The 20,056-nt window shown below is 69.0% G+C and carries 23 protein-coding genes, 1 tRNA gene and 1 riboswitch; of the genes, 1 reads left to right on the top strand and 23 read right to left on the bottom strand.

What is annotated here, in order from left to right; translation table 11 throughout:
* Positions 1-212 precede the first annotated feature (212 nt).
* The 8 genes from lgt to hisI all read right to left on the bottom strand — a co-directional run bounded on the left by lgt (position 213) and on the right by hisI (position 7,416).
* Positions 213-1,340, bottom strand: coding sequence for a prolipoprotein diacylglyceryl transferase (gene lgt, locus OC550_RS05920; RefSeq protein WP_262104348.1), 1,128 nt, complete (start codon positions 1,338-1,340; stop codon positions 213-215).
* A 36-nt stretch (positions 1,341-1,376) separates the two neighbouring features.
* A complete protein-coding gene (gene trpA, locus OC550_RS05915; protein ID WP_262104347.1) occupies positions 1,377-2,177 on the bottom strand; it encodes a tryptophan synthase subunit alpha in 801 nt (266 codons plus the stop codon).
* Positions 2,174-3,499, bottom strand: coding sequence for a tryptophan synthase subunit beta (gene trpB, locus OC550_RS05910; RefSeq protein WP_262104346.1), 1,326 nt, complete (start codon positions 3,497-3,499; stop codon positions 2,174-2,176). Before trpB ends, trpA begins: the two co-directional genes overlap by 4 nt.
* A gap of 89 nt (positions 3,500-3,588) precedes the next feature.
* Positions 3,589-4,413, bottom strand: coding sequence for an indole-3-glycerol phosphate synthase TrpC (gene trpC, locus OC550_RS05905; RefSeq protein ID WP_262104345.1), 825 nt, complete (start codon positions 4,411-4,413; stop codon positions 3,589-3,591).
* A gap of 2 nt (positions 4,414-4,415) precedes the next feature.
* Entirely contained in the window at positions 4,416-4,697 is a 282-nt protein-coding gene (locus OC550_RS05900; protein ID WP_262104344.1) for an HGxxPAAW family protein, read from the bottom strand.
* A gap of 99 nt (positions 4,698-4,796) precedes the next feature.
* On the bottom strand, positions 4,797-5,414 hold the full coding sequence (locus OC550_RS05895; protein ID WP_262104343.1) for a Trp biosynthesis-associated membrane protein: 618 nt from the start codon (positions 5,412-5,414) through the stop codon (positions 4,797-4,799).
* On the bottom strand, positions 5,411-6,982 hold the full coding sequence (locus OC550_RS05890) for an anthranilate synthase component I (RefSeq protein WP_262104342.1): 1,572 nt from the start codon (positions 6,980-6,982) through the stop codon (positions 5,411-5,413). Before OC550_RS05890 ends, OC550_RS05895 begins: the two co-directional genes overlap by 4 nt.
* Entirely contained in the window at positions 6,982-7,416 is a 435-nt protein-coding gene (hisI, locus tag OC550_RS05885; RefSeq protein WP_262104341.1) for a phosphoribosyl-AMP cyclohydrolase, read from the bottom strand. The genes OC550_RS05890 and hisI overlap by 1 nt, the downstream gene beginning before the upstream one ends.
* 110 nt (positions 7,417-7,526) lie before the next feature.
* Between hisI and OC550_RS05880 the strand changes: the two genes are divergently transcribed.
* Positions 7,527-8,171, top strand: coding sequence for a TIGR03085 family metal-binding protein (locus tag OC550_RS05880; protein WP_262104340.1), 645 nt, complete (start codon positions 7,527-7,529; stop codon positions 8,169-8,171).
* Positions 8,172-8,219: 48 nt separating this feature from the next.
* Here the strand turns inward: OC550_RS05880 and hisF are convergent, their stop codons facing one another.
* The 15 genes from hisF to OC550_RS05805 all read right to left on the bottom strand — a co-directional run bounded on the left by hisF (position 8,220) and on the right by OC550_RS05805 (position 19,857).
* Positions 8,220-8,990: an imidazole glycerol phosphate synthase subunit HisF gene (gene hisF, locus OC550_RS05875; RefSeq protein WP_262104339.1), complete on the bottom strand. Its 771-nt coding sequence runs from the start codon at positions 8,988-8,990 to the stop codon at positions 8,220-8,222.
* Positions 8,991-9,004: 14 nt separating this feature from the next.
* Entirely contained in the window at positions 9,005-9,850 is an 846-nt protein-coding gene (gene hisG, locus OC550_RS05870; protein ID WP_262104338.1) for an ATP phosphoribosyltransferase, read from the bottom strand.
* 99 nt (positions 9,851-9,949) lie between these two features.
* Entirely contained in the window at positions 9,950-10,213 is a 264-nt protein-coding gene (locus OC550_RS05865) for a phosphoribosyl-ATP diphosphatase (RefSeq protein WP_262104337.1), read from the bottom strand.
* Positions 10,214-10,311: 98 nt separating this feature from the next.
* Entirely contained in the window at positions 10,312-10,797 is a 486-nt protein-coding gene (gene ribH / locus OC550_RS05860; protein ID WP_262104336.1) for a 6,7-dimethyl-8-ribityllumazine synthase, read from the bottom strand.
* 75 nt (positions 10,798-10,872) lie between these two features.
* Positions 10,873-11,541, bottom strand: coding sequence for a GTP cyclohydrolase II (ribA, locus tag OC550_RS05855; protein WP_262104335.1), 669 nt, complete (start codon positions 11,539-11,541; stop codon positions 10,873-10,875).
* Complete coding sequence (ribB, locus tag OC550_RS05850) at positions 11,538-12,200, bottom strand: 3,4-dihydroxy-2-butanone-4-phosphate synthase (protein ID WP_262104334.1); 663 nt, start codon at positions 12,198-12,200, stop codon at positions 11,538-11,540. The genes ribA and ribB overlap by 4 nt, the downstream gene beginning before the upstream one ends.
* Entirely contained in the window at positions 12,197-12,853 is a 657-nt protein-coding gene (locus tag OC550_RS05845; protein ID WP_262104333.1) for a riboflavin synthase, read from the bottom strand. Before OC550_RS05845 ends, ribB begins: the two co-directional genes overlap by 4 nt.
* A complete protein-coding gene (gene ribD / locus OC550_RS05840) occupies positions 12,853-13,935 on the bottom strand; it encodes a bifunctional diaminohydroxyphosphoribosylaminopyrimidine deaminase/5-amino-6-(5-phosphoribosylamino)uracil reductase RibD (RefSeq protein ID WP_262104332.1) in 1,083 nt (360 codons plus the stop codon). Before ribD ends, OC550_RS05845 begins: the two co-directional genes overlap by 1 nt.
* Positions 13,935-14,642 (bottom strand): nicotinamide riboside transporter PnuC, encoded by a 708-nt coding sequence (gene pnuC, locus OC550_RS05835; protein ID WP_262104331.1) that lies wholly within the window; start codon positions 14,640-14,642, stop codon positions 13,935-13,937. The genes ribD and pnuC overlap by 1 nt, the downstream gene beginning before the upstream one ends.
* Positions 14,643-14,754: 112 nt before the next feature.
* Positions 14,755-14,901, bottom strand: a riboswitch (FMN riboswitch).
* A gap of 84 nt (positions 14,902-14,985) precedes the next feature.
* Positions 14,986-15,657, bottom strand: coding sequence for a ribulose-phosphate 3-epimerase (gene rpe / locus OC550_RS05830; protein WP_262104330.1), 672 nt, complete (start codon positions 15,655-15,657; stop codon positions 14,986-14,988).
* A 9-nt stretch (positions 15,658-15,666) separates the two neighbouring features.
* Positions 15,667-17,211, bottom strand: coding sequence for an RsmB/NOP family class I SAM-dependent RNA methyltransferase (locus OC550_RS05825; RefSeq protein WP_262104329.1), 1,545 nt, complete (start codon positions 17,209-17,211; stop codon positions 15,667-15,669).
* Positions 17,208-18,158, bottom strand: coding sequence for a methionyl-tRNA formyltransferase (gene fmt, locus OC550_RS05820; RefSeq protein WP_262104328.1), 951 nt, complete (start codon positions 18,156-18,158; stop codon positions 17,208-17,210). Before fmt ends, OC550_RS05825 begins: the two co-directional genes overlap by 4 nt.
* Positions 18,155-18,730 carry a peptide deformylase gene (def, locus tag OC550_RS05815; protein WP_262104327.1) on the bottom strand — a complete coding sequence of 192 codons (576 nt, stop codon included), beginning with the start codon at positions 18,728-18,730 and terminating at the stop codon, positions 18,155-18,157. Before def ends, fmt begins: the two co-directional genes overlap by 4 nt.
* Positions 18,731-18,785: 55 nt before the next feature.
* Positions 18,786-19,658 carry a cytochrome gene (locus tag OC550_RS05810; RefSeq protein ID WP_262104326.1) on the bottom strand — a complete coding sequence of 291 codons (873 nt, stop codon included), beginning with the start codon at positions 19,656-19,658 and terminating at the stop codon, positions 18,786-18,788.
* 124 nt (positions 19,659-19,782) lie between these two features.
* Positions 19,783-19,857, bottom strand: a tRNA-Val gene (locus tag OC550_RS05805).
* Positions 19,858-20,056 lie beyond the last annotated feature (199 nt).

Here is a 20,056-nt window from a genome sequence, read left to right as displayed (position 1 = left end):
GCGACGCTCCACGCCGTACATAAGTACTGGAATTGTATGGCCTGGCCCATGCCATGCAGCAGTGCTGGTGCATAACGATTTTTACCGGCCGGGGAAAGGACCGGGGGCGTCAGCCATATCCGACGGCGGCCGCTCGGGTAACTGGATTACCGCCGGAATCCACGTCGGCGTGGGTGGCACGGGTGCAGATAGTCCGGGCGGTAGCCCGGGCGCTATTTCCCTTCGCCCTCTGCGGGGCCAGCCGTGCCGCTGGCGTCGGATGCAGGTGAGCCTTCCGGCTCTGTCGAAGTACCAGTGAGATTACCACGATGTGAGCGCACGGAAACATTCTTCCCGGCTTTTTTCGCGTTCGTTTCCTGCTCGTTAACTTCGGTCTGCTTAGCGGCGACGCCGTTCGCCTCGGCCGCAGGGGACGCCTTCCCGGCCTCGGCAGCGCCCAACGTGGCACCGTCGTCGGTCTCCGGCCCGTGCCCGGGCAGGTAGACAGTCTCATCCTCCGCGGTACGCGGCCTGCGGGCAAGCACTGCAAATATTACGAGTGCGGCCACCAGCAGCAGCACCGAGGTCCAGACGTTGAGGCGCTGGGTCAGGCCAAAGAGCGTGATCATCTCGGCGTCGTCGATCCGCAGCATCTCGATCCAGACCCGGCCGAGCGTGTAGTAGGCGACGTAGAGCCAGAACAGCATGCCCCGGCGGAACCGGAACTTCCGGTCCAGAACCAGCAGCAGGGCCACGCCGGCCAGGTTCCAGAGAGACTCGTACAGGAAGGTCGGATGGAACAGCGTGCCCGGTTCCGCCCCGGTCGGAAAATTCGGGTTGTCCGCGTCGATTTCCAGGCCCCATGGCAGGTCCGTCGGGGCGCCGAAGAGCTCCTGGTTGAACCAGTTGCCCCAGCGTCCGATCGCCTGCGCCAGCAGCACGCCCGGCGCCGCGGCATCCATGAAGGCGGTCAGCTTGACCCCGGCCCGCCGGCACCCGATCCAGGCGCCGACAAGCCCCAGCGCCACGGCCCCCCAGATCCCGAGGCCGCCCAGCCAGATCTGCGGAATCAGGGCCAGGTTTCCGTTCGGACCGAAGTAGGCGTCCGGCGAGGAGAAGACGTGGTAGAGCCGGCCGCCGATGATGCCGAACGGAATGGCCCAGATGGCAACGTCCCACACCGTCCCCTCGGGGCCCCCGCGGGCCTGCCACCGCCGGTTCGTCAGCCACAGGGCTGCGACGATCCCGGCCAGGATGCACAGCGCGTAGGCGTGGACCGTGACCGGGCCGATCGTGAAGCCGGACCAGCCCGGGCTCGGTATGGACGCGGGGATCACTAGGGCGGAAGACATGGATTGCACCGGGGCGGTCCTTAGGATCGGCGGAAGGAGCGAGGATCAGTTCTGGGGAGTACCGCTGCGCAGCTCAGCTGCCAGTTTGGCGACGCCGTCCACGCCATCCTTGCCCAGCGCCGCAACGAGGGCGGTGCCAACGATAGCGCCCTCGGCGTACGCGGCAATCTCCCGCACGTGCTCGGCCCGCGACACGCCCAGTCCGACGCAGACGCGTTCCGCGCCGGCCGCATGGGCGGCCTCGACAACACGGTGGGCCGCATCGCTGACCGATTCCCTCGCGCCCGTGACACCCATAATCGAGACGGCGTAGACGAAGCCGCGGCTGGCCTTGACCGTCATGGCCATCCGTTCCGGCGACGACGACGGCGCGACCAGGAACACCCGGTCCAGCCCGTACTTGTCCGAGGCTTCGAACCATTCGGCGGCCTCGTCAGGGATCAGGTCCGGGGTGATGAGCCCTGCTCCCCCGGCTTCCGCCAGGCGGCGGCTGAACTCATCCACGCCCATCCGCATGACCGGGTTCCAGTAGGTCATCACCAGTACGGCCGCATCGCAGCGGGCGGTGATGGCGGCGACAATGTCGAAGATCTGCGCCACGCGGAAGCCGTTCGCCAGCGACTGGACGGTTGCAGCCTGGATGACCTGGCCGTCCATGACGGGATCCGAATACGGCACGCCGATCTCAATGACGTCCGCACCGTTCTCCGCCAGCGCGACGGCCGCGTCGATGGTGGCCTGCGCATCCGGGAAGCCCGCAGGCAGGTAGCCCACCAGCGCGGTGCGGCCGGCCGCCCGGGCCCTGTCGATGGCGGCGGCGGATTTGCTCTGTATGTCCGAATTCACAGCTGTTCTCCTTCGGCGCCGATCTCTGCTTCCGGCCCCTTCTCGTCCAGCAGCCCGAACCATTCGGCTGCGGTGGCGACGTCCTTGTCCCCGCGCCCGGAGAGGTTGACGATAATGATGACGTCCTTCGGGCCGGCCTTGCCCTCGGTGAGCAACTTGCCCACCTTGAGCGCACCGGCCAGCGCGTGGGAGGACTCGATGGCCGGGATGATGCCCTCGGACCGGCAGAGCAGGCGGAAGGCCTCCATGGCCTCGGCATCGGTGATCGGCTGGTACTTGGCCCGCCCGATGTCCGCCAGGTAGGAGTGCTCGGGACCGACACCCGGGTAGTCCAGGCCGGCCGAAATGGAGTGCGATTCGATGGTCTGGCCGTCTTCGTCCTGCATCAGGTAGGAGCGTGCCCCATGGAGCACGCCGGGCCGGCCGAGCGTGATGGTCGCGGCGTGGCGCCCGGTTTCGACACCCTCGCCGCCGGCCTCGAACCCGTAGAGTTCCACCGACGGATCGTCGAGGAAGCCGTGGAAGATCCCGATCGCGTTGGAACCGCCGCCGATGCAGGCGCAGACCGCGTCCGGAAGCCGTCCGGCCTGGCTGAGGATCTGTTCACGCGCCTCCTCGCCGATGACTTCGTGGAAGTAGCGCACGAGTGCCGGGAAGGGGTGGGCCCCCGCGGCGGTGCCCAGCAGGTAGTGGGTGTTCTGCACGTTCGTTACCCAGTCGCGGAGCGCTTCGTTGATGGCGTCCTTCAGCGTCTGCGATCCCGCCGTCACCGGAACGACGGTAGCCCCGAGGAGCTCCATCCGCGCGACGTTGAGCGCCTGGCGGCGGGTGTCCTCCGCGCCCATGTAGACGACGCACTCAAGCCCCAGCAGGGCCGCCGCTGTCGCGCTCGCCACGCCGTGCTGTCCGGCGCCGGTTTCGGCGATAATGCGGGTCTTGCCCATCCGCTTGGCGAGCAGGGCCTGGCCGAGCACGTTGTTGATCTTGTGCGAACCGGTGTGGTTCAGGTCCTCGCGCTTGAGGAAGATCCGCGCCCCGCCGGCGTGCTCGGAGAAGCGCTTGGCCTCGGTCAGCAGCGAAGGACGGCCCGAGTAGTTGCGGTTCAGCTCGGCGACCTGCGCGATGAATTCGGGGTCCGACTTGGCCTTCTCGAAGGTGTCCTCGAGTTCGTCCAGCGCTGCGATCAGCGATTCGGGCATCCAGCGGCCGCCGAACTTGCCGAAGTAGGGACCGGCGGCGTGTCGGAGGCTCGCTCCGGCAAGGAAGGCGTCCGCCGTGTCGCTGGCTGCGCCGGTCTCGGGCGTCTGGGGGCTCTGTGTCATGGCCGTCCTCATCTGTTCTCTCTGGCGGCCGGCCGGGCCGGCATCGGAATGCCGGCCCGTCCGGGCCGTCCTCATGCTGAAGCTGTCTGCTAGGCCGACCGGCGTTCGGCGATGGCAGCGGCGCCGGCGGCGGAGAAGTCCGCGATCGCCTGCTCCGGCTGGTTGCCGATCACCAGTGCCTCGCCCACCAGCACGGCGTTGGCGCCGTGCGCCGCGTAATGGGCCACGTCCTCCGCAGTGCGGACGCCGGATTCGGCGACGATCACGGTCTCGGGCGGGATACCGCCGGCCAGCGCGGCGAAGACCGAACGGTCCACGTCCAGGGTCTTCAGGTTGCGCACGTTGACGCCGATGATCCGGCTGCCCACCGCAACCGCACGCTGGATCTCTTCGGCCGTGTGGGTTTCGACCAGCGCGTTCATGCCAAGGCTGTGGGTGAGCTCCAGGAAGCCGCGGAGCTGCGCGTCGTCCAAGGCTGCGACGATGAGCAGGACCAGGTCGGCGCCGTGGGCCCGGGCTTCCCAAATCTGGTATTCGTCCACCGTGAAGTCCTTGCGCAGCAGCGGGATTTCGACGGCGGCGCGGACTGCGTCGAAATCCGCCAGCGACCCGTTGAAGCGGCGCTGCTCGGTCAGCACGCTGATCACGGCCGCTCCGCCGCGCTCGTAGCGGCTGGCGAGCCCGGCCGGATCCTCGATCGAGGCGAGGTCCCCCTTGGAGGGGCTCTTGCGCTTGACCTCGGAAATTACCCGAAGCTCGGTCCGCGGCTCCGCGTTTCCGCCCAAGGCCGCATAGGCGTCCCGCGCGGCCGGGGCCGCCGTGGCGCGGGCCTTCAGTTCGTCCAACGAAACCGCGGCGCGCCGGGCCTCAAGATCCTCCCTGACACCGGCGATGATGTCGTCGAGAACCGTCACTACTAGTGACCGCTGCTCTGGAGCTTGGAACCGTCGACGCCGTAGCCTGCCTTCTTCATGATCCAGCCGACGATGAGGCCGACAACGACGATGCCGATGCCGCCGCCCCAGAAGACCAGGTTGGAGGCCATGATGAACCCGACGCAGGCGATAATGCAGCCCACGGTCATGATGAGGACGCAGGTCCATGCCGCCGGGCTGTTGCCGTGGCCGATGACCTCGTCATGGATGCTCGGAGCGGTTTCTGCAGTCTCCTGCTCGGTGGCGGTGGCGTGATGAGCCATGATCTAACTCCCTCGAAAACGATTCTGATTCTTATTCTGCCATTGTTTGCATGGGGTCCCGGCCACTGTGACGAGCCCGCGCGTGCCGGGGCGGCGGGTTCAGTCCGTAGGATCCGTTCCGCGGCTGAGCTGGTCCCAGCTGTCGATTTCGTCCGCGGCGCCGCGGTCCGACGGGGAGCCGTCCGCCTGCCGCGGGCCGGTCGCCGCGGAGTACTTGCGGGTGGTGGTCCAGTGCCGGCCGGCAACGACGAGCCAGGCGGCCACGACGACCATCAGGAGCCCGCAGGCCAGGCCCAGCGCGGGGAAAGCGGTGGTGCTGACGACGGCGTCCTGGCCGACCTGTCCGGTCGCCTCGCCGATCTTCGACGATGCGGCGGCGTACGGATCGGCGAGCACCCGCGCGCAGGCGGCGGCGATCCCGGCGCCGGCCAGGCCTAGCAGCACCGCGGTGATGATGCGGGCGACCCGTCCGGCGATCGTCGCGGCCAGCGCGGCCGCGAGCCCGACCAGTGCCAGCGCGGTCACGGCGACGGCCGCGTCGCTCCCCGCCACGGCCAGGTCAGGCGTCTCCACGTCGCCTTGCGGGAGGCGGACGTTCACCCAGGTCTGCGTGGTGGTGCCGAAGGCCGCCAGGGAGGCGGCGATGGCGGCCAGTACGACGATGGCCTTCCGACGCCACCAGGCTGAGGGACGGGAGGGGCGCTCCGCCGTCGTCATTTGCGCTCCCCCGTGACAATCCGTTCCGGGTCCGCCGCATGCAGGCGCGACGCCAGCGTGACGGCGCGCAGCGGCGCGGCCGCCTTGTTCACCGTCTCCAGCGCCTCGGCGGCGAGCACGGAGTCCGCGACAATGCCGCCGCCGGACTGTACGTAGGCCCGTCCGTCGCGCAGCAGCGCCGAGCGGATGGCGATGGCCATGTCCATGTCGCCGGCGAAGTCCAGGTAGCCGACGACTCCCCCGTAGACTCCGCGGCGGTGCGGTTCCAGCTCGTCCAGCAACCGCAGGGCGCGCGGCTTCGGCGCGCCGGAGAGCGTGCCTGCGGGGAAGGTCGCGGACAGCACGTCGTAGGCCGTCTTGTCCTTGGCGAGGCGTCCGACGACGGTGGAGACCAGGTGCATGATGTGGCTGAACTTCTCCACTTCCATGAACTGGCTGACATCGACGGTGCCGGGATCGCAGACCTTGGAAATGTCGTTGCGGGCCAGGTCCACCAGCATCAGGTGCTCGGCGCGTTCCTTCTGGTCCGCCAGCAGTTCCTCGGCCAGCTCGCGGTCCTGCTCCACGGTCCTGCCGCGCGGCCGGGAGCCGGCGATCGGATGGGTGACGACCTCGTCCCCGGTGACTGTCACGAGCGCCTCGGGCGAGGAACCGACGATCGAGTAGGCGTTGCCGTCAACATCCTCGAGGCAGAACAGGTACATGTACGGGCTCGGGTTGAGATTGCGCAGCACCCGGTAGACGTCCAGCGGCGTGGCGCGGCATTCGGCTTCGAAACGCCGCGAGATCACCACCTGGAACACCTCGCCGTCCACAATGGCTTCCTTGCCGCGCTCCACCGCGGCCAGGTACTTCTCCTCGGCCCAGCTGTGCCGGACGCCGGCCATGATGTCCTCAGTACTCAGTGCGCTGTTCTCCAGGACGGAGACCTGCTGGGCCAGCGGTTCGTTCAACTGCGCGAGCATCCCGCGCAGGCGCTCGACGGCGTCCTGCCAGGCCTCGTCCACCCGTTCGTCGCTGCCGTCGAAGTTGATCGCGTTGGCGATCAGCGTCACGGTGCCCTCGGCGTTGTCGTGCACCGCCAGGTCGGTCACCAGGCACATCGCCAGTTCCGGCAGGGGCAGGTCTTCCTCGGGCGGGCTGGTCAGCTTCTCCCAGTGCCGCACGGCTTCCCAGCCGACGAAGCCGACCAGGCCGGAGGTCAGCGGCGGCAGGTCGTCGAAACGCTCGGTGCGCAGAGCCTCCACCGTTGCCCGCATGGCCTCGACCGGATTGCCGTCCAGCGGCACCCCGGCAGGCGGCTGCCCCAGCCAGTGGGCCTGGCCGTCCTTGCTGGTCAGGACCGCGCGCGAGTGCGTTCCGATGAACGAGTAGCGCGACCATACCCCGCCGACCGCGGCCGATTCCAACAGGAACGTGCCCGGCTGTCCGTCGCCCAGCCTGCGGTAGAGGGAGATCGGCGTCTGGTCATCGGCCAGCACCTTCAGCGTCACCGGAACGACGCGCCGGTCGCGGGCCAGTTCCCGGAACTCCTCGAGGGTGGGGCTGACGACTCCAAGGTCCTGCATTACTTGCTTTCTTTCGCGGTCGGGTTCTCTTCTGCTGCGGGGCCGACGACGGCGTCGATGGCGCGCCCGTCGAAGCAGGTGCGGGTGCCGGTATGGCATGCGGCGCCCACCTGGTCCACCCGCACGAGGAGGGCATCGCCGTCGCAATCCAGGGCCACGGACTTGACCCACTGGACGTGGCCGGAGGTGTCCCCCTTGCGCCAGTACTCCTGCCGGGAGCGTGAATAGAAAGTCACGCGGCCGGTGCTGAGCGTGCGGCGCAGCGCCTCATCGTCCATCCAGCCGAGCATCAGGACCTCGTTGGTGTCATGCTGCTGGATGACGGCCGCCACCAGTCCGGCTGCATCGCGCTTCAGCAGGCGGGCGACGGCGGCCGGCAGCTGGTCTTCTTCGGTGCCGGCAGCGGACGGCACGGGGTGTGAAAGGGAGGACATCCCCTCAAGTCTAGTGGTTTGCAGAGAGCGGGTTTCGACGGCGTTAACATCGGTGCCTCAAAGTTGCGGCCCGAGCCCAATATGGCGGCTTCGTGCTAGGTTCAGGACTGATGCATTTCGTTCAACCGTCCCGAGAAGTCCTGGCCGAGACACTGCTAGCCGCCGGCCCGGACTCCCCCACGCTGTGCGCGGGCTGGCGGACGGCCGACCTTGCCGCGCACCTGTACCTTCGCGAGCACCGCCCGCTGGCCCAGCTCGGCATGGCCTTCAAGCCGCTGTCCAAGGTATCGGAGGAGGCCACCCGCAAGCTGGCGGACACTTCGCGCGGTGCGGCCGGGTACGCCAAGCTGGTTCAGTCCTTCCGCTCCGGTCCCCCGCGGCTCTCGCCACTGCGGCTGAAGCCGGTGGACGAGGCCGCGAACCTGATCGAGTACTTCGTGCACACCGAAGACATCCGCCGCGCCCCGCACCGCTGGGCGCCGCGGGCGCTGGACGAGGCGTACTCCAACGCGCTATGGGACGAACTCATCAAGCGGGCAGCTATCCTCTACCGCGGCGTGGACCTGGGCATCATCCTGGTCAGGCCGGACGGACCGAGGCACGTGGCCAAGCGCGCGGCAGTGTCCGTCGCCATTACCGGGGAACCGGGCGAACTGCTGATGCACGCGCACGGACGGACCAAGCACGCGCTCGTGACGTTCGAAGGCCAGGAGGATGCGGTCGCGCTCCTGGAAAGCGCCGACATCGGGCTGTAGTCCCCGACCCGCCGGCTCACGCCGTCGCCCGCCCGCCCGCAGGAACGGTCAGCGGACCGGGTAGCCGGCTTCGCGGATCGCCTTCTTGACCTGCGCGATCGCGTCGTCCGGTCCGAAGTGGAACACCGAGGCCGCCAGCACGGCGTCCGCGCCCGCCGCCACGGCCGGGGGGAAGTGCTCGGGCTTGCCGGCACCGCCGGAGGCAATCAGCGGCACCTTGACCGCGGCGCGGACCGCGCGGATCATCTCCAGGTCGAAGCCTTCCTTGGTGCCGTCCGCATCAATCGAGTTCAGCAGGATTTCGCCGACACCGCGGTCCGCCGACTCCCGCGCCCACGCGATGGCGTCAATGCCGGTGCCCTTGCGGCCGCCGTGCGTCGTGACCTCGAAGCCGGAGGGAACGGACGCGTCCGCGGTGCGGCGGGCGTCGAGGGAGAGCACCAGGACCTGGGAACCGAAGTGGTGGGCAATCTCGTCGATCACGTCGGGGCGCACCACGGCGGCGGTATTGATCGAGGCCTTGTCCGCGCCGTAGCGCAGCAGCTTGTCGACGTCGGCCACGCCGCGCACGCCGCCGCCGACCGTCAGCGGGATGAAGACCTCCTCGGCGGTGCGGGCGACGACGTCGAACGTCGTTTCCCGGTTGCCGGAGGAGGCGGTCACATCAAGGAAGGTGAGCTCGTCCGCGCCGGCACGGTCGTACCGGTGGGCGAGTTCGACCGGATCGCCGGCGTCCCGCAGGCCCTCGAAATTGACCCCCTTGACCACGCGTCCGGCGTCGACGTCGAGGCAAGGAATGACACGGATGGCAACTGACATGCTGTCCTCCCGGTTCAGATGCGGCAGGCGTGGATGGTGCTGACCAGGATGGCGCGGGCGCCCAGGTCGTAGAGCTCGTCCATCACCCGGTTGGTCTGGCTGCGGCGGACCATGGACCGCACGGCCACCCAGTCGGTGTCGCGCAGCGGCGAGACGGTGGGCGATTCCAGCCCCGGCGTCAGCGCCGCGGCCTGCTCGACCAGGTTCTTGCGGATGTCGTAGTCCATCATCACGTATTCGCGGGCGACGATGACGCCCCGCAGCCGGCGGATCAGCACGTCGAGGCCCGCGGGGGCCGCGTGGCCCTTGCGGCCGATGAGGACGGCCTCGGACTTCAGGATCGGGTCGCCGAAGATCTCCATGCCGGCCGCCTTGAGCGTGTTGCCGGTCTCGACGACGTCGGCGATGGCGTCCGCGACACCGAGCCGGACCGAGGACTCCACCGCGCCGTCAAGCCGGACCACCTTGGCATCGATGTCGCGCTCCGCCAGGTAGTCGCGCAGGAGCCCGTCGTAGCTGGTGGCCAGCCGCTTGCCTTCCAGCTGGTCGGCCCGGGAGAACTCCCCGACGGGTCCGGCGAAGCGGAAGGTGGAGGTGCCGAAGCCCAGGGCCAGCAGTTCCTCGGCCTCGACCTGGGCGTCGAGGAACAGGTCGCGGCCGGTGATGCCGACGTCCAGGGTGCCCTTGCCGACGTAGACGGCGATGTCGCGTGGACGGAGGAAGAAGAATTCGATGTCGTTGTCCGGATCGACCATGACGAGTTCACGGTTGTCACGGCGCTGCCGGTAGCCGGCCTCCGTGAGCATGCCGGAAGCGGCCTCGGACAAGGAACCTTTATTGGGAACAGCTACACGCAGCATGGACTGACTTTCTGCAAGGATGTGGCCGGCTCCAGGGCCGGCGGGGTCGGAAGAACGTTGCCGGTGGTCGGGCGGAACACCTCCTGAGGCGGTGTCCCGCTACAGATGCTTGTACACGTCCTCCAGCGACAGGCCCTTGGCGAGCATCAGCACCTGCAGGTGGTAGAGCAGCTGGGAAATCTCCTCGGCGGCCGCCTCATCCGACTCGTACTCCGCGGCCATCCAGACCTCCGCGGCTTCCTCGACGACCTTCTTGCCGATGCCATGCACGCCGGAGTCCAGTTCGGCGACGGTGCCGGAGCCTTCCGGGCGGTTCCGGGCTTTCTCGCTGAGCTCGGCGAAGAGGGATTCGAAGGATTTCACGCTCTTTAGAGTACGTCAGGGTTCCGCGTGCGCCGCAAAAGGCCCCGGCCTATGTGACAAAGCCCACCGGCCCGGCGACGCACCGGGCCGGCGCCGCGTCACACTCCCAGCTTGCGCAGCGTCGCCGCAGTAGCCAAGGCGGCCGTGACTGCCTCGTGGCCCTTGTCCTCGTTGGAGCCCTCCAGCCCGGCCCGGTCGAGCCCCTGCTGCTCCGTGTCGCAGGTCAGCACGCCGAAGCCGACCGGCGTGCCCGTGCTGACGCTGACGTTCGTCAGGCCTTCCGTGGCAGCCTGGCAGACGTACTCGAAGTGCGGCGTCCCGCCGCGGATAACGACGCCGAGGGCCACAACCGCGTCGAAGTGCGGTGCCAGCCGGGCAGCGGCTACCGGCAGCTCGAACGCGCCCGGGACCCGCACGAGTTCCGGCTCGGCGATGCCGGCCTCGGCGGCGGCGCGTCGTGCCCCGTCGACCAGGCCGTCCATGATCTTCGTGTGCCAGCTGGCCGCCACGATGGCCAGCTTGAAGCCGTTGCCGTCCGTGTTGAGGCCGCCGAGGTCGATGACGGGCGCTCCGTGTCCGCTCATGAGTGCTTCTTCCTTCCGGTGCCGCTGATGCCGCGGCACGTGGTTCAAGTGGGTGTTTCCGGCTGCGCGGCTGCGTCAGCTCTGGTGGATCGGCTGGTCTTCCAGCAGGGCCAGGCGGTGGTCCATGCGGTCCCGCTTGGTCTGCAGGTAGCGCCGGTTCTGTTCGCGGGAGGGCACTTCCGAGGAGACCATCTCCTCGACGGTGATTCCGAAGGCTGCGAGCTTGGAACCCTTGATCGGGTTGTTGCTCAGCAGCCGGATGTGGTCCAGCCCCATGGTGTGCAGGATCGCGGCGGCGGCCGAGTAGTCCCTGCCGTCGACCGGCAGGCCGAGCTGCTCGTTGGCTTCCACCGTGTCGGCGCCGCCTTCCTGCAGCGCATACGCGCGGATCTTGTTGGCCAGGCCGATGCCGCGTCCCTCCTGGCCCCGCAGGTACAGCACCGTGCCGCCATGTTCGGCGATCAGGGTCAGCGCCTGCTCCAGCTGCTCACCGCAGTCGCAGCGGTAGGAGGCGAAGACGTCGCCCGTGAGGCATTCCGAATGCAGCCGAACCAGCGGGGCGGATTCCGGCCGGACCGGCGATGTGACGCTCAGGTGCTCCACGCCGGTGCCTTCGTCGGTCCACGCGCGCGCCGTGAAAAAGCCGAAGGCCGTCGGCAGCTGGACGGAGGGTCCCCCGGTGACGTTGGCCAGCGGCACCGCCGGCGCGGTTCCCGCCGCCGCCGTCTCGCCGACGCCGCTCATCGCCCGGCCTCCCCCGCCACAGGCCGTGCGATGGCGGACAGATGGTTCACCAGGTCCTCGATCGAGACCAACGGGCAGCCGTGCTCATTGGCGAACTCGCGGAGCGCGGGCAGCCGCATCATTTCGCCGTCGTCGTGGACCAGTTCGGCGATGACCCCGACCGGTTCCCGGCCACCCAGCCTGCACAGGTCCACCGCCGCTTCGGTGTGGCCCCGACGGACCAGGACACCGCCGTCGACCGCCCGCAGCGGGAAGATGTGGCCCGGCCGGCTCAGCTGGGCCGCGGTGCTCTGCGGCGACGCCAGGACCAGCGCAGTGCGCGCGCGGTCCGAGGAACTGATCCCGGTGGAAACGCCCGACGCGGCATCGCACGAGACGGTGTACGCGGTGCCCTTGGCATCCTGGTTGTCCTCCACCATCGGCGGGAGGTCCAGGCGGTCCGCCCGCGCGCCGGTCAGGGGCACGCAGATCACACCGGAGGTATGCCGGACGGTCCAGCCCATCAGGGCAGGCGTGGAGGCGTCGGCGGCGAAGATAATGTCACCTTCGTTCTCGCGGTCTTCGTCATCGACGACGACGACCGGCTGGCCGGCCGCGATGGCGGCAATGGCCAGTTCGATTGCGTCCAACCTGATCGGGGATTCGACGGCCGCGCTCATGCCGGTTCTCCTGCCGCGTGGCGGGCCGGCTGGCTGCCCGCGGCGGTGTAGGCCAGCAGCCGCTCCGCGTACTTGGCCAGCACGTCCACCTCGAGGTTGACCTTGTCGCCGATGGCCTTGTCACCCAGGGAGGTCTCGGCCAGCGTGGTGGGGATCAGCCCGACCTCGAACCACGGCTCCTCGGCGCCGGGTTCGCTGACCGCCGTCACGGTGAGGGACACGCCGTCGACCGCAATTGAGCCCTTCTCCGCGATGTACCGGGCCTGCCGGGCCGGAACGGAGAAGCGCAGCCGGTCCCAGTCGCCGACGTTCTCCCGCTCCAGCAGCGCGCCCACGGCATCGACGTGGCCTTGGACCACGTGCCCGTCCAGCCGCCCGCCGGCTGGAACGCAACGTTCCAGGTTGACGCTCCTGCCTTCCTTCAGCTCGCCGGTGGTGGTCCGGCGCAGGGTCTCCCCCATGACGTCGACGGCGATGCGGCCGTCCGCAATGCTCACGGCCGTCAGGCAGACGCCGTTGACCGCGATGGACCCGCCGAGTCCGAGGTCCTCGGCGGACGCGCCAGCCGAGAACGTCAGCACGGCGCTGTCCGTCTCGGGATGGAGGACAAGCGACTCCACGCCGCCTCGCTCCGTGACAATTCCGGTAAACATCAGAGTCCTTTCCGTACCGCAGGCGTGGTGCCAGCCGGTGCTGGTTCAAGATGCAGGCGCAGGTCAGCGCCGAGATTGGTGGTGTGGCCGCCGCCGGAGCTATCCCAGCGCCAGTGCGCCGCGTCCGCCAGGGTGCCGATACCCAGCGGCGCCGTCGAACGCGTGCCGGCGCCGAGCAGCAGCGGCGCAAGATAGAGGACCAGCTCGTCCACGAGGTCCGCCTTCAGGAAGGCGGCCGCCACCGTGGCGCCGCCCTCGATCATGGCGTGGGCTATGCCGCGGCGGGCCAGCGACTCCAGCACTTCGGCGGGATCGTGGGTGTGCAGCTGAAGGAACTTCCCGTCGCTGCCGCGCACCGCCGCGTCGTCGGGAACGTCGCGGGCGCCCATGACCACACGCAGCGGCTGGCTGGCGGCGGGCTCCCCGTTCCCGGTCCGGGCGGTCAGTCGGGGGTTGTCGGCGAAGACGGTCCCGGTACCGGCGATGATCGCGTCCACCCGAGCCCGGATGCCGTGGCTGTCCTGCCGGGCCGCCTCGCAGGTGATCCACTGGCTGCTGCCGTCGGCGGCCGCGATCAGGCCGTCAAGGGTCTGCGCGATGTGCATGGTGGTGAACGGCCGTTGGGCCGACTTGGCCTTGAACCACCGCTGGTTCAGGTCCAGTGCCTCGTCGCGGCAGAGGCCGGAGCCCACATCCACCCCGCGGCTGCGCAGGTAGTCGGCTCCCCCGGCGGCCGACGTCTGGTCGTCCGAGGCATGAATCAGGCGGCCGATCCCGGCCTCGGCCACGGCAACCGCACAGGGGCCGGTCCGCCCATGATGGTTGCATGGCTCCAGCGTCACCACCATGGTGCAGTCGGCCAGGGCGGTCCGGTCGAGCCCGTCCGGCAGGCAGGCCAGCGCCTCGACCTCCGCGTGCGGAAAGCCGGCGCCGCGGTGGTAGCCGCTCGCCAGGATCGCTCCGTCGGCATCGAGGACGGCCGCACCGACCAGCGGATTGGCCCCGCGCACGCCGCGACGTGCCTCCCCGAGGGCCAGCTGCATCGCCCGCTCCTCGACAGCCGTGAACTCCTGAGCCGCCATCAGCGGGCCGCCCGTTCCAGTGCCGGCTCCGCGACAGCCGCCCCGGCCCCGGCCTTGATGCGGTCATGGGCCCGCCACCAGACGAAGAAGCCGATCAGGGTGAATGCCCCATAGAACAGGTACATGACGGCCGACGCGTAGTAGCCGGCGCTGAAGAGCAGCGGGACGCCCACGATGTCCACGGCAACCCAGACCAGCCAGAACTCCACCCAGCCGCGGGCCATCCCGTAGGTCGCCAGCAGGGAACCGACGAAGGTCCAGGCATCCGCCCACACGGGCTCGTAGGAGCCGAGCGCGGCGAACAGCGGGGTGAGGGCCACGGTGCCCAGCACCATACCGGCGGCCAGGCCGATCCGTTCCCGGCCGGAGGCGAATCGCGGAGCCAGCGCATGTCCGGCTCCGTCGGCGCCGTCCCGGCGGCTCTGGCTCCAGCGGCGCCAGCCGTAGACCGCTACGGCGATGAACATGACCTGCCGGCCGGCCTGCCCGAGCAGCGTCGCCGTGCTGGCGGCACCGAACAGGGAACCGAGGAAGACGGTGAGGAGGATGAGGTTGCCGGCAATGCCGACCGGCCAGGCCCAGACCTTCCGGCGCATGCCCCCGAGGGCGCTCAACAGGCCGAAGATATTGCCCAGCACCTCGCGCAGCAGCAACACGCTGCCGGCGACGGGTATCTGGGCTTCAAAGAGCCACCGCAGGAGATCCATGCCGTTCCTTTCCGAAAGCCGCGGCGGCTCCGGGGTAACGACAGTGCGGTAGCTGCAGGCAACGGTCGCCGGGTCCATGCGGACCGTGCGCACCGTCGGCTGGCTGCCAACTGTACGTGCTTCTCCCATCCAGACTTTGACTGTCGGTACCGGAATTCCACCGGTTCAGCCGCTGCCTGCGGAACATTGCTGTTCCGTCGACCGCGGGTCGCGGACTATAACCGCCGGTTCGGACTTACACCGACCCCGGAGCACGTTGTTTTGTGATTGCTATTGTGCCATAACTGCCGCGGGCCCCACGGCTATTCCCGTCACGGCCTGTAACACACGGCACATTGACGCATCAGCCCCGTGAAAGCGCCCTTTGAGCGGCGTTCCTCAGCGACGTGATGGCGGCATCCGGGTCCTCGGCGCCGTACACCGCCGAGCCGGCGACGAAGACATTGGCCCCGGCCGCGGCTGCCCGGTGGATGGTCTCCTCCGTGACACCGCCGTCCACCTGGATTGCCACCGGGAGGCCCGACCCGGCGACGGCGTCAGCGGCACGGCGGATCTTCGGCAGCGTGACGTCCAGGAAGGACTGGCCCCCGAAGCCGGGTTCCACCGTCATGATCAGCAGCATGTCCATCTCAGGCAGTAGGTCCAGATAGGGTTCGACGGCGGTGGCAGGCCTGAGCGCCATGCCCGCCTTCGCGCCGCGGTCCCGAAGATCGCGGGCCAGCTTGACCGGCGCCGCCGACGCTTCGACGTGGAAAGTCACCGAGTCCACGCCGGCCTCGGCATAGCCCGGCGCCCAGCGGTCAGGATCCTCGATCATCAGGTGTACATCCAGCGGGAGCCTGCTGACCGCCTGGATCCGTTCCACCACGGGCAGCCCGATGGTCAGGTTGGGCACGAAATGGTTGTCCATCACGTCCACGTGGACGGCGTCGGCCGACGCGATTCGGGCAAGTTCGGACTCAAGATTGACGAAGTCGGCGGAGAGAATGCTCGGGTTGATGCAGCACTGGTGCATGGCTGGTGGTCAGTCCTTTCCCGCCGGCGCGCCGGCGGATGTCTTCTTGCGCAGCAGGGACAGGAACATCGCATCCGTCCCGTGGATGTGCGGCCACAGCTGGGCCGTGCTGCCCGCGCCCTCGGGCCTGCCGGCCTGCAGGTCCCCGGTGAGGCTTGCGGCATCCAGCGCCGCGGCCGAATCCCCCGGTTCCATCTCCGGGTGGCGCCGGAGCGCATCGGTGACGACCGCCGTCGTCTCCGCAATATGCGGGGAGCAGGTGACGTAGGCGACCAGGCCTCCCGGCTTCACAGCGGCGATGGCGGAATCGAGCAGCTCCCGCTGGAGCGGGGCCAGCTGGGCGACGTCCGCGGGACGGCGGCGCCAGCGGGATTCAGGCCGGCGCCGCAGCGCTCCAAGGCCGGTGCACGGCGCGTCTACGAGCACCCGGTCGAAGCTATCGGGCTCAAGCCGGCCGAGGTCCCGCCCGTCCCCGGTCCGCACTTCCCAGACCCGGTGGTCCACCGGGCGCAGGGCCTGCCGGACCAGTTCGGCACGGTGGGCCGCCGGCTCGTTCGCCAGCAGCGTCGCCCCCTGTTCTGCCGCCAGCGCCGCGAGCAAGGCGGCCTTTCCGCCGGGGCCGGCGCACAAATCGAGCCACCGTTCCGGGCCTTCGGTCCGCAGCGCCGCGCCCGCCAGTGCGCGTGCCACCAGCTGGGATCCGGCGTCCTGGACGCGCGTTGTGCCCTTCCGGACCGAGTCGAGCCTGCCCACGTCACCGCCCGAGTAGAGCGCGGAATCCCTCACCAGCCCGCCCGGCTGGGCGCCGGCTTCGAAGGCCTCCTCCAGGTCTCCCAGTCCAGGCAAGGCGACGAGGTTGACCACGGGTGCCGCATTGTCCGCGTCCAGCAGCTGCCCGATCTCTTCCACGCTCCGGCCGTGGCCCGCCAGCGCCTGGCGCAGGGCGCGCACGATCCACTCGGGATGGCTCTGGGCGATGGCAGCGGCCGCTACCGGATCGCTGCCGGCCGTCAGCTCCGTCGTCCAGTCCGCAAGGTCACGCGAGCTCACCCTGCGGAGGACGGCATTGATCAGGGAAGCCGGGCCCGCACCGATCACTGCACGAGCCAGCCCCACGGTCTGGTCCAGCGCGGCGTGGGCCGGCACGCGCATGGCCAGCAGTTGGTGCGCGCCCAGCCGCAGCGCGTCGAGGATCGCGGGATCAAGCTGGTCCAGCGGGCGGTCCACGCACCTGGCCAGGATCGCGTCGTAGGTACCTTGGGCGCGCAGCGCACCGTAAGCCAGTTCGGTGGCGAAGCCGGCGTCACGCTTGTCCAGGCGGTGCTGGCGGATCCGGGCCGGCAGCACCAGGTTCGCATACGCGTCTTCGCTGCTCACCGCGCGGAGCACTTCGAAGGCCACCAGCCGTGCCGGGTCCGCCCGCCGGGTGCGCTCGGACGGAGCCGCGCTCGTATGGCTGCGGTTAACGGGGCGGTTTCGCTCCCGTCCGGCAGCGTTGCGCCGTCCGGCCCCCGGCCTGTGCCTGCCGCGCTGGCCGTCCTCGTTTCCGCTCATTCGAACCGCACATCCTCACGTTGTCCCAGGCCGCGCGCCCAGTCGGCCGCCGCCATCATCTTCTTGCCTGCCGGCTGCACCTGGCCCAATTGGACAGCGCAGGAGCCGGTTCCCACCAGGGCAGAGGCGGATCCGCCGGAGGTCGGCAGCACCTGGCCGGGAGCCAGGTCCCTGCGGTCCTGCCGGAGCGTGACCGGTCCGAGCTTGAACCGCTGGTCCCGGAGCGTGGTCCATGCCCCGGGCTCCGGCGTCACGCCGTTGATCCTGCGCCGGATGGCCAGCGCCGGCTGGTTCCAGTCGATGTGGCCGTCCTCGAGTCCCAGCTTCGGGGCCGCCGTAGGCCGGCCGGCCTGCGGAACGGCGACGGCTTTTCCTGCCAGTACGGCCGACAGCGTCTGGGCCAGCAGTGTCGCCCCGCTGAGCGACAGCCGCTCGAGCAGCTCGCCGCTGGTGTCCTCCGGCCGAATCGACTCGGTGAGGGTGCCGTAGACGGGACCGGTGTCCAGTCCCTTTTCGAGCAGGAAGGTCGAAGCGCCGGTCATGTCGTCACCGTTGATCACCGCGTGCTGGACGGGGGCGGCGCCGCGCCACTGGGGCAGCAGGGAAAAGTGCAGGTTGATCCAGCCGTGGGCCGGCAGCGCCAACGCCTCCTCCGGCACCAGTCCGCCGTAAGCCACGATCGCCGCCACGTCCGGGGCGGCTTCTGCGATGGCGGAAACGGCAGGATCATCGAGGCGGTTCGCCTTGATGACGTGCAGCCCAAGCTCGGCCGCCCGCCGGGCCACCGGTGACGCGGTCATGATCTTCTTGCGTCCGACCGGCGCGTCCTCGCGTGTCAGGACGGCCACGATGTCGAAACCGGCTGCCGACAGCGCGTCCAGGGACGGGACGGCCACGCCGGGCGTGCCGGCGAAAAGGACCCGCGGCCGGGCATCAGGGACGGTCATGCCTGGGGCTGCCCGAAGGCACCGGCACCGAAACCCGACCCGACGCTGGCCGACCGCTTGGCCGTGGTGTCCCGGGCCACGGTGTTGTAGGTGGCGTTCCGGATCGCCCGCAGAGCGCTCTTGCGCTCCTCGCCGGACAAGTGGTCAATGTAGAGCACCCCATCCAGGTGGTCCGTCTCATGCTGGAAGCAACGTGCCAGCATTCCTTCGCCCTCGACAACCACGGGGTTGCCTTTCATGTCGACGCCGGTCACGCGGCTCCAGCGCCGACGCCGTACCGGGTAGCCGAGCCCCGGAATGGAGAGGCATCCCTCCACCTGGTCCTCCTGGAAATCATCACTGTTTTCCAGCACCGGGTTGACCACATGGCCGCGCCGTCCGTCGATCTGGTATGTGAACACCCGCAGGCTGACCCCTACCTGCGGTGCGGCCAAGCCGGCTCCCTCGACGTTCTCCATCGTCTCGTCCATGTCGGCAACGAGCTTTTCCAGTTCGGGGCCGAACTCGGTCACCGGCTCGGCCTTGGTGCGAAGCACCGGATCTCCGATGATCCGAATACCTAGGACGGTCATCTGCTCTTCTACCTCACTTTTGCCGTGGAAAACGTCGCTTCAAGTCTAAGTGCCTTCAGCTGGCAGCCGGCTCGACAGCGCGGACTGCCGGCACCGGAGGGCCGACGGGCAGCAATGCGCGGCCGGCGTCCGCCACCTGCAGCTGAAGGTCCCACACCCGGCGCAGCGCGCAGAACTTATACCAGTGGTACTTCAGGACCTCGGGATTAGCGCGCATCGGGCGGACTTCCGTTTCGCCGATGGCCACCCCCAGGAGGACCGGGTCATCACCGTACGCCCACGGCTCCCAGCTGCCCGCCGCCGCGTCGACCAGGCTTTCCTGTGCCTTCATCCCGGCCACCAACTGCATGACGACCTTCTCGTCCATGGCCTTGACCTGCCCGTTGCGGTCCGTGCCCTTGGTCTTGAAGTCGATCAGGCACAGCCGTCCGCCGATCCTGGCCACCAGGTCCATCGTTCCGGCATAACCGAGCTCGGCGTTCCACACGGTGATCTCGGGCTCGATCGGCTCGACCGCATACAGCTCCCACCACTCGTCGAAGCGCGCCGCGAAGGCCTCTTCACCGTTCGCCTTCAGGGCCTCGCGTGCCTCTGCCATTCGGTGCGGACGCCCCAGGGCGCGCAGCGACACCTGCTCGCAATAGGAATGCACCCGGTCCCCGCGCAGCGCCGCCGCATCCCTGTAGCGCTCCGCAGCGGATGAGGCTTCCTTTGCCAAGGCCCGCAGCTTGGCGGGATTTCCGGCGGCCTCGGCCAGCCTGTGGTCCTGCGCCATGGCCGTGGCCGCCATGTGGGAGAACCACCCGCCCAGGTCCGTGGGTGCTTGGGATATCACGGTCGTAATGGAGGGAACACTCGGAAGTTCCGTGGTGGAGCGGGAGTACATCCGTCCGAAATCGGTCTTGTGGGCCAGCGCCGGATCTGTCATACCAAGCATCATCTCAGAGACCACCGACGGTTTCGGGCCGCGAAGCCGGAGGGGACGCACCCTAGGCAATGGCAACGAAAGAGGCCCCCGCCCAGGCTGATTGCCTGGGCGGGGGCCTCCCATATGGTGGGCGATACTGGGTTCGAACCAGTGACCTCTTCGGTGTGAACGAAGCGCGCTACCACTGCGCCAATCGCCCGAGGTGGATCCGTTATGCGGATCAACGTCGCTTATGAATGGTAGCCGACAGATGGCCATGTGCAAAAACCGGACCTCGGTCCCGCCCGTCGGGCGCCGGCGGCGACGCCCCCGGCGGGCTGCCGCACGCCCGATTGGACGAAGCACGATTCGTCCTATAGAGTTCTTACTCGTTGGAAATCGCCGAGGCGCTCCGGAAA

Source organism: Arthrobacter sp. Marseille-P9274, assembly GCF_946892675.1.
GTDB lineage: Bacteria > Actinomycetota > Actinomycetes > Actinomycetales > Micrococcaceae > Crystallibacter.
Note: the sequence above shows the minus strand (reverse complement) of the source record. Positions and strands in the feature narration are given on the sequence as shown.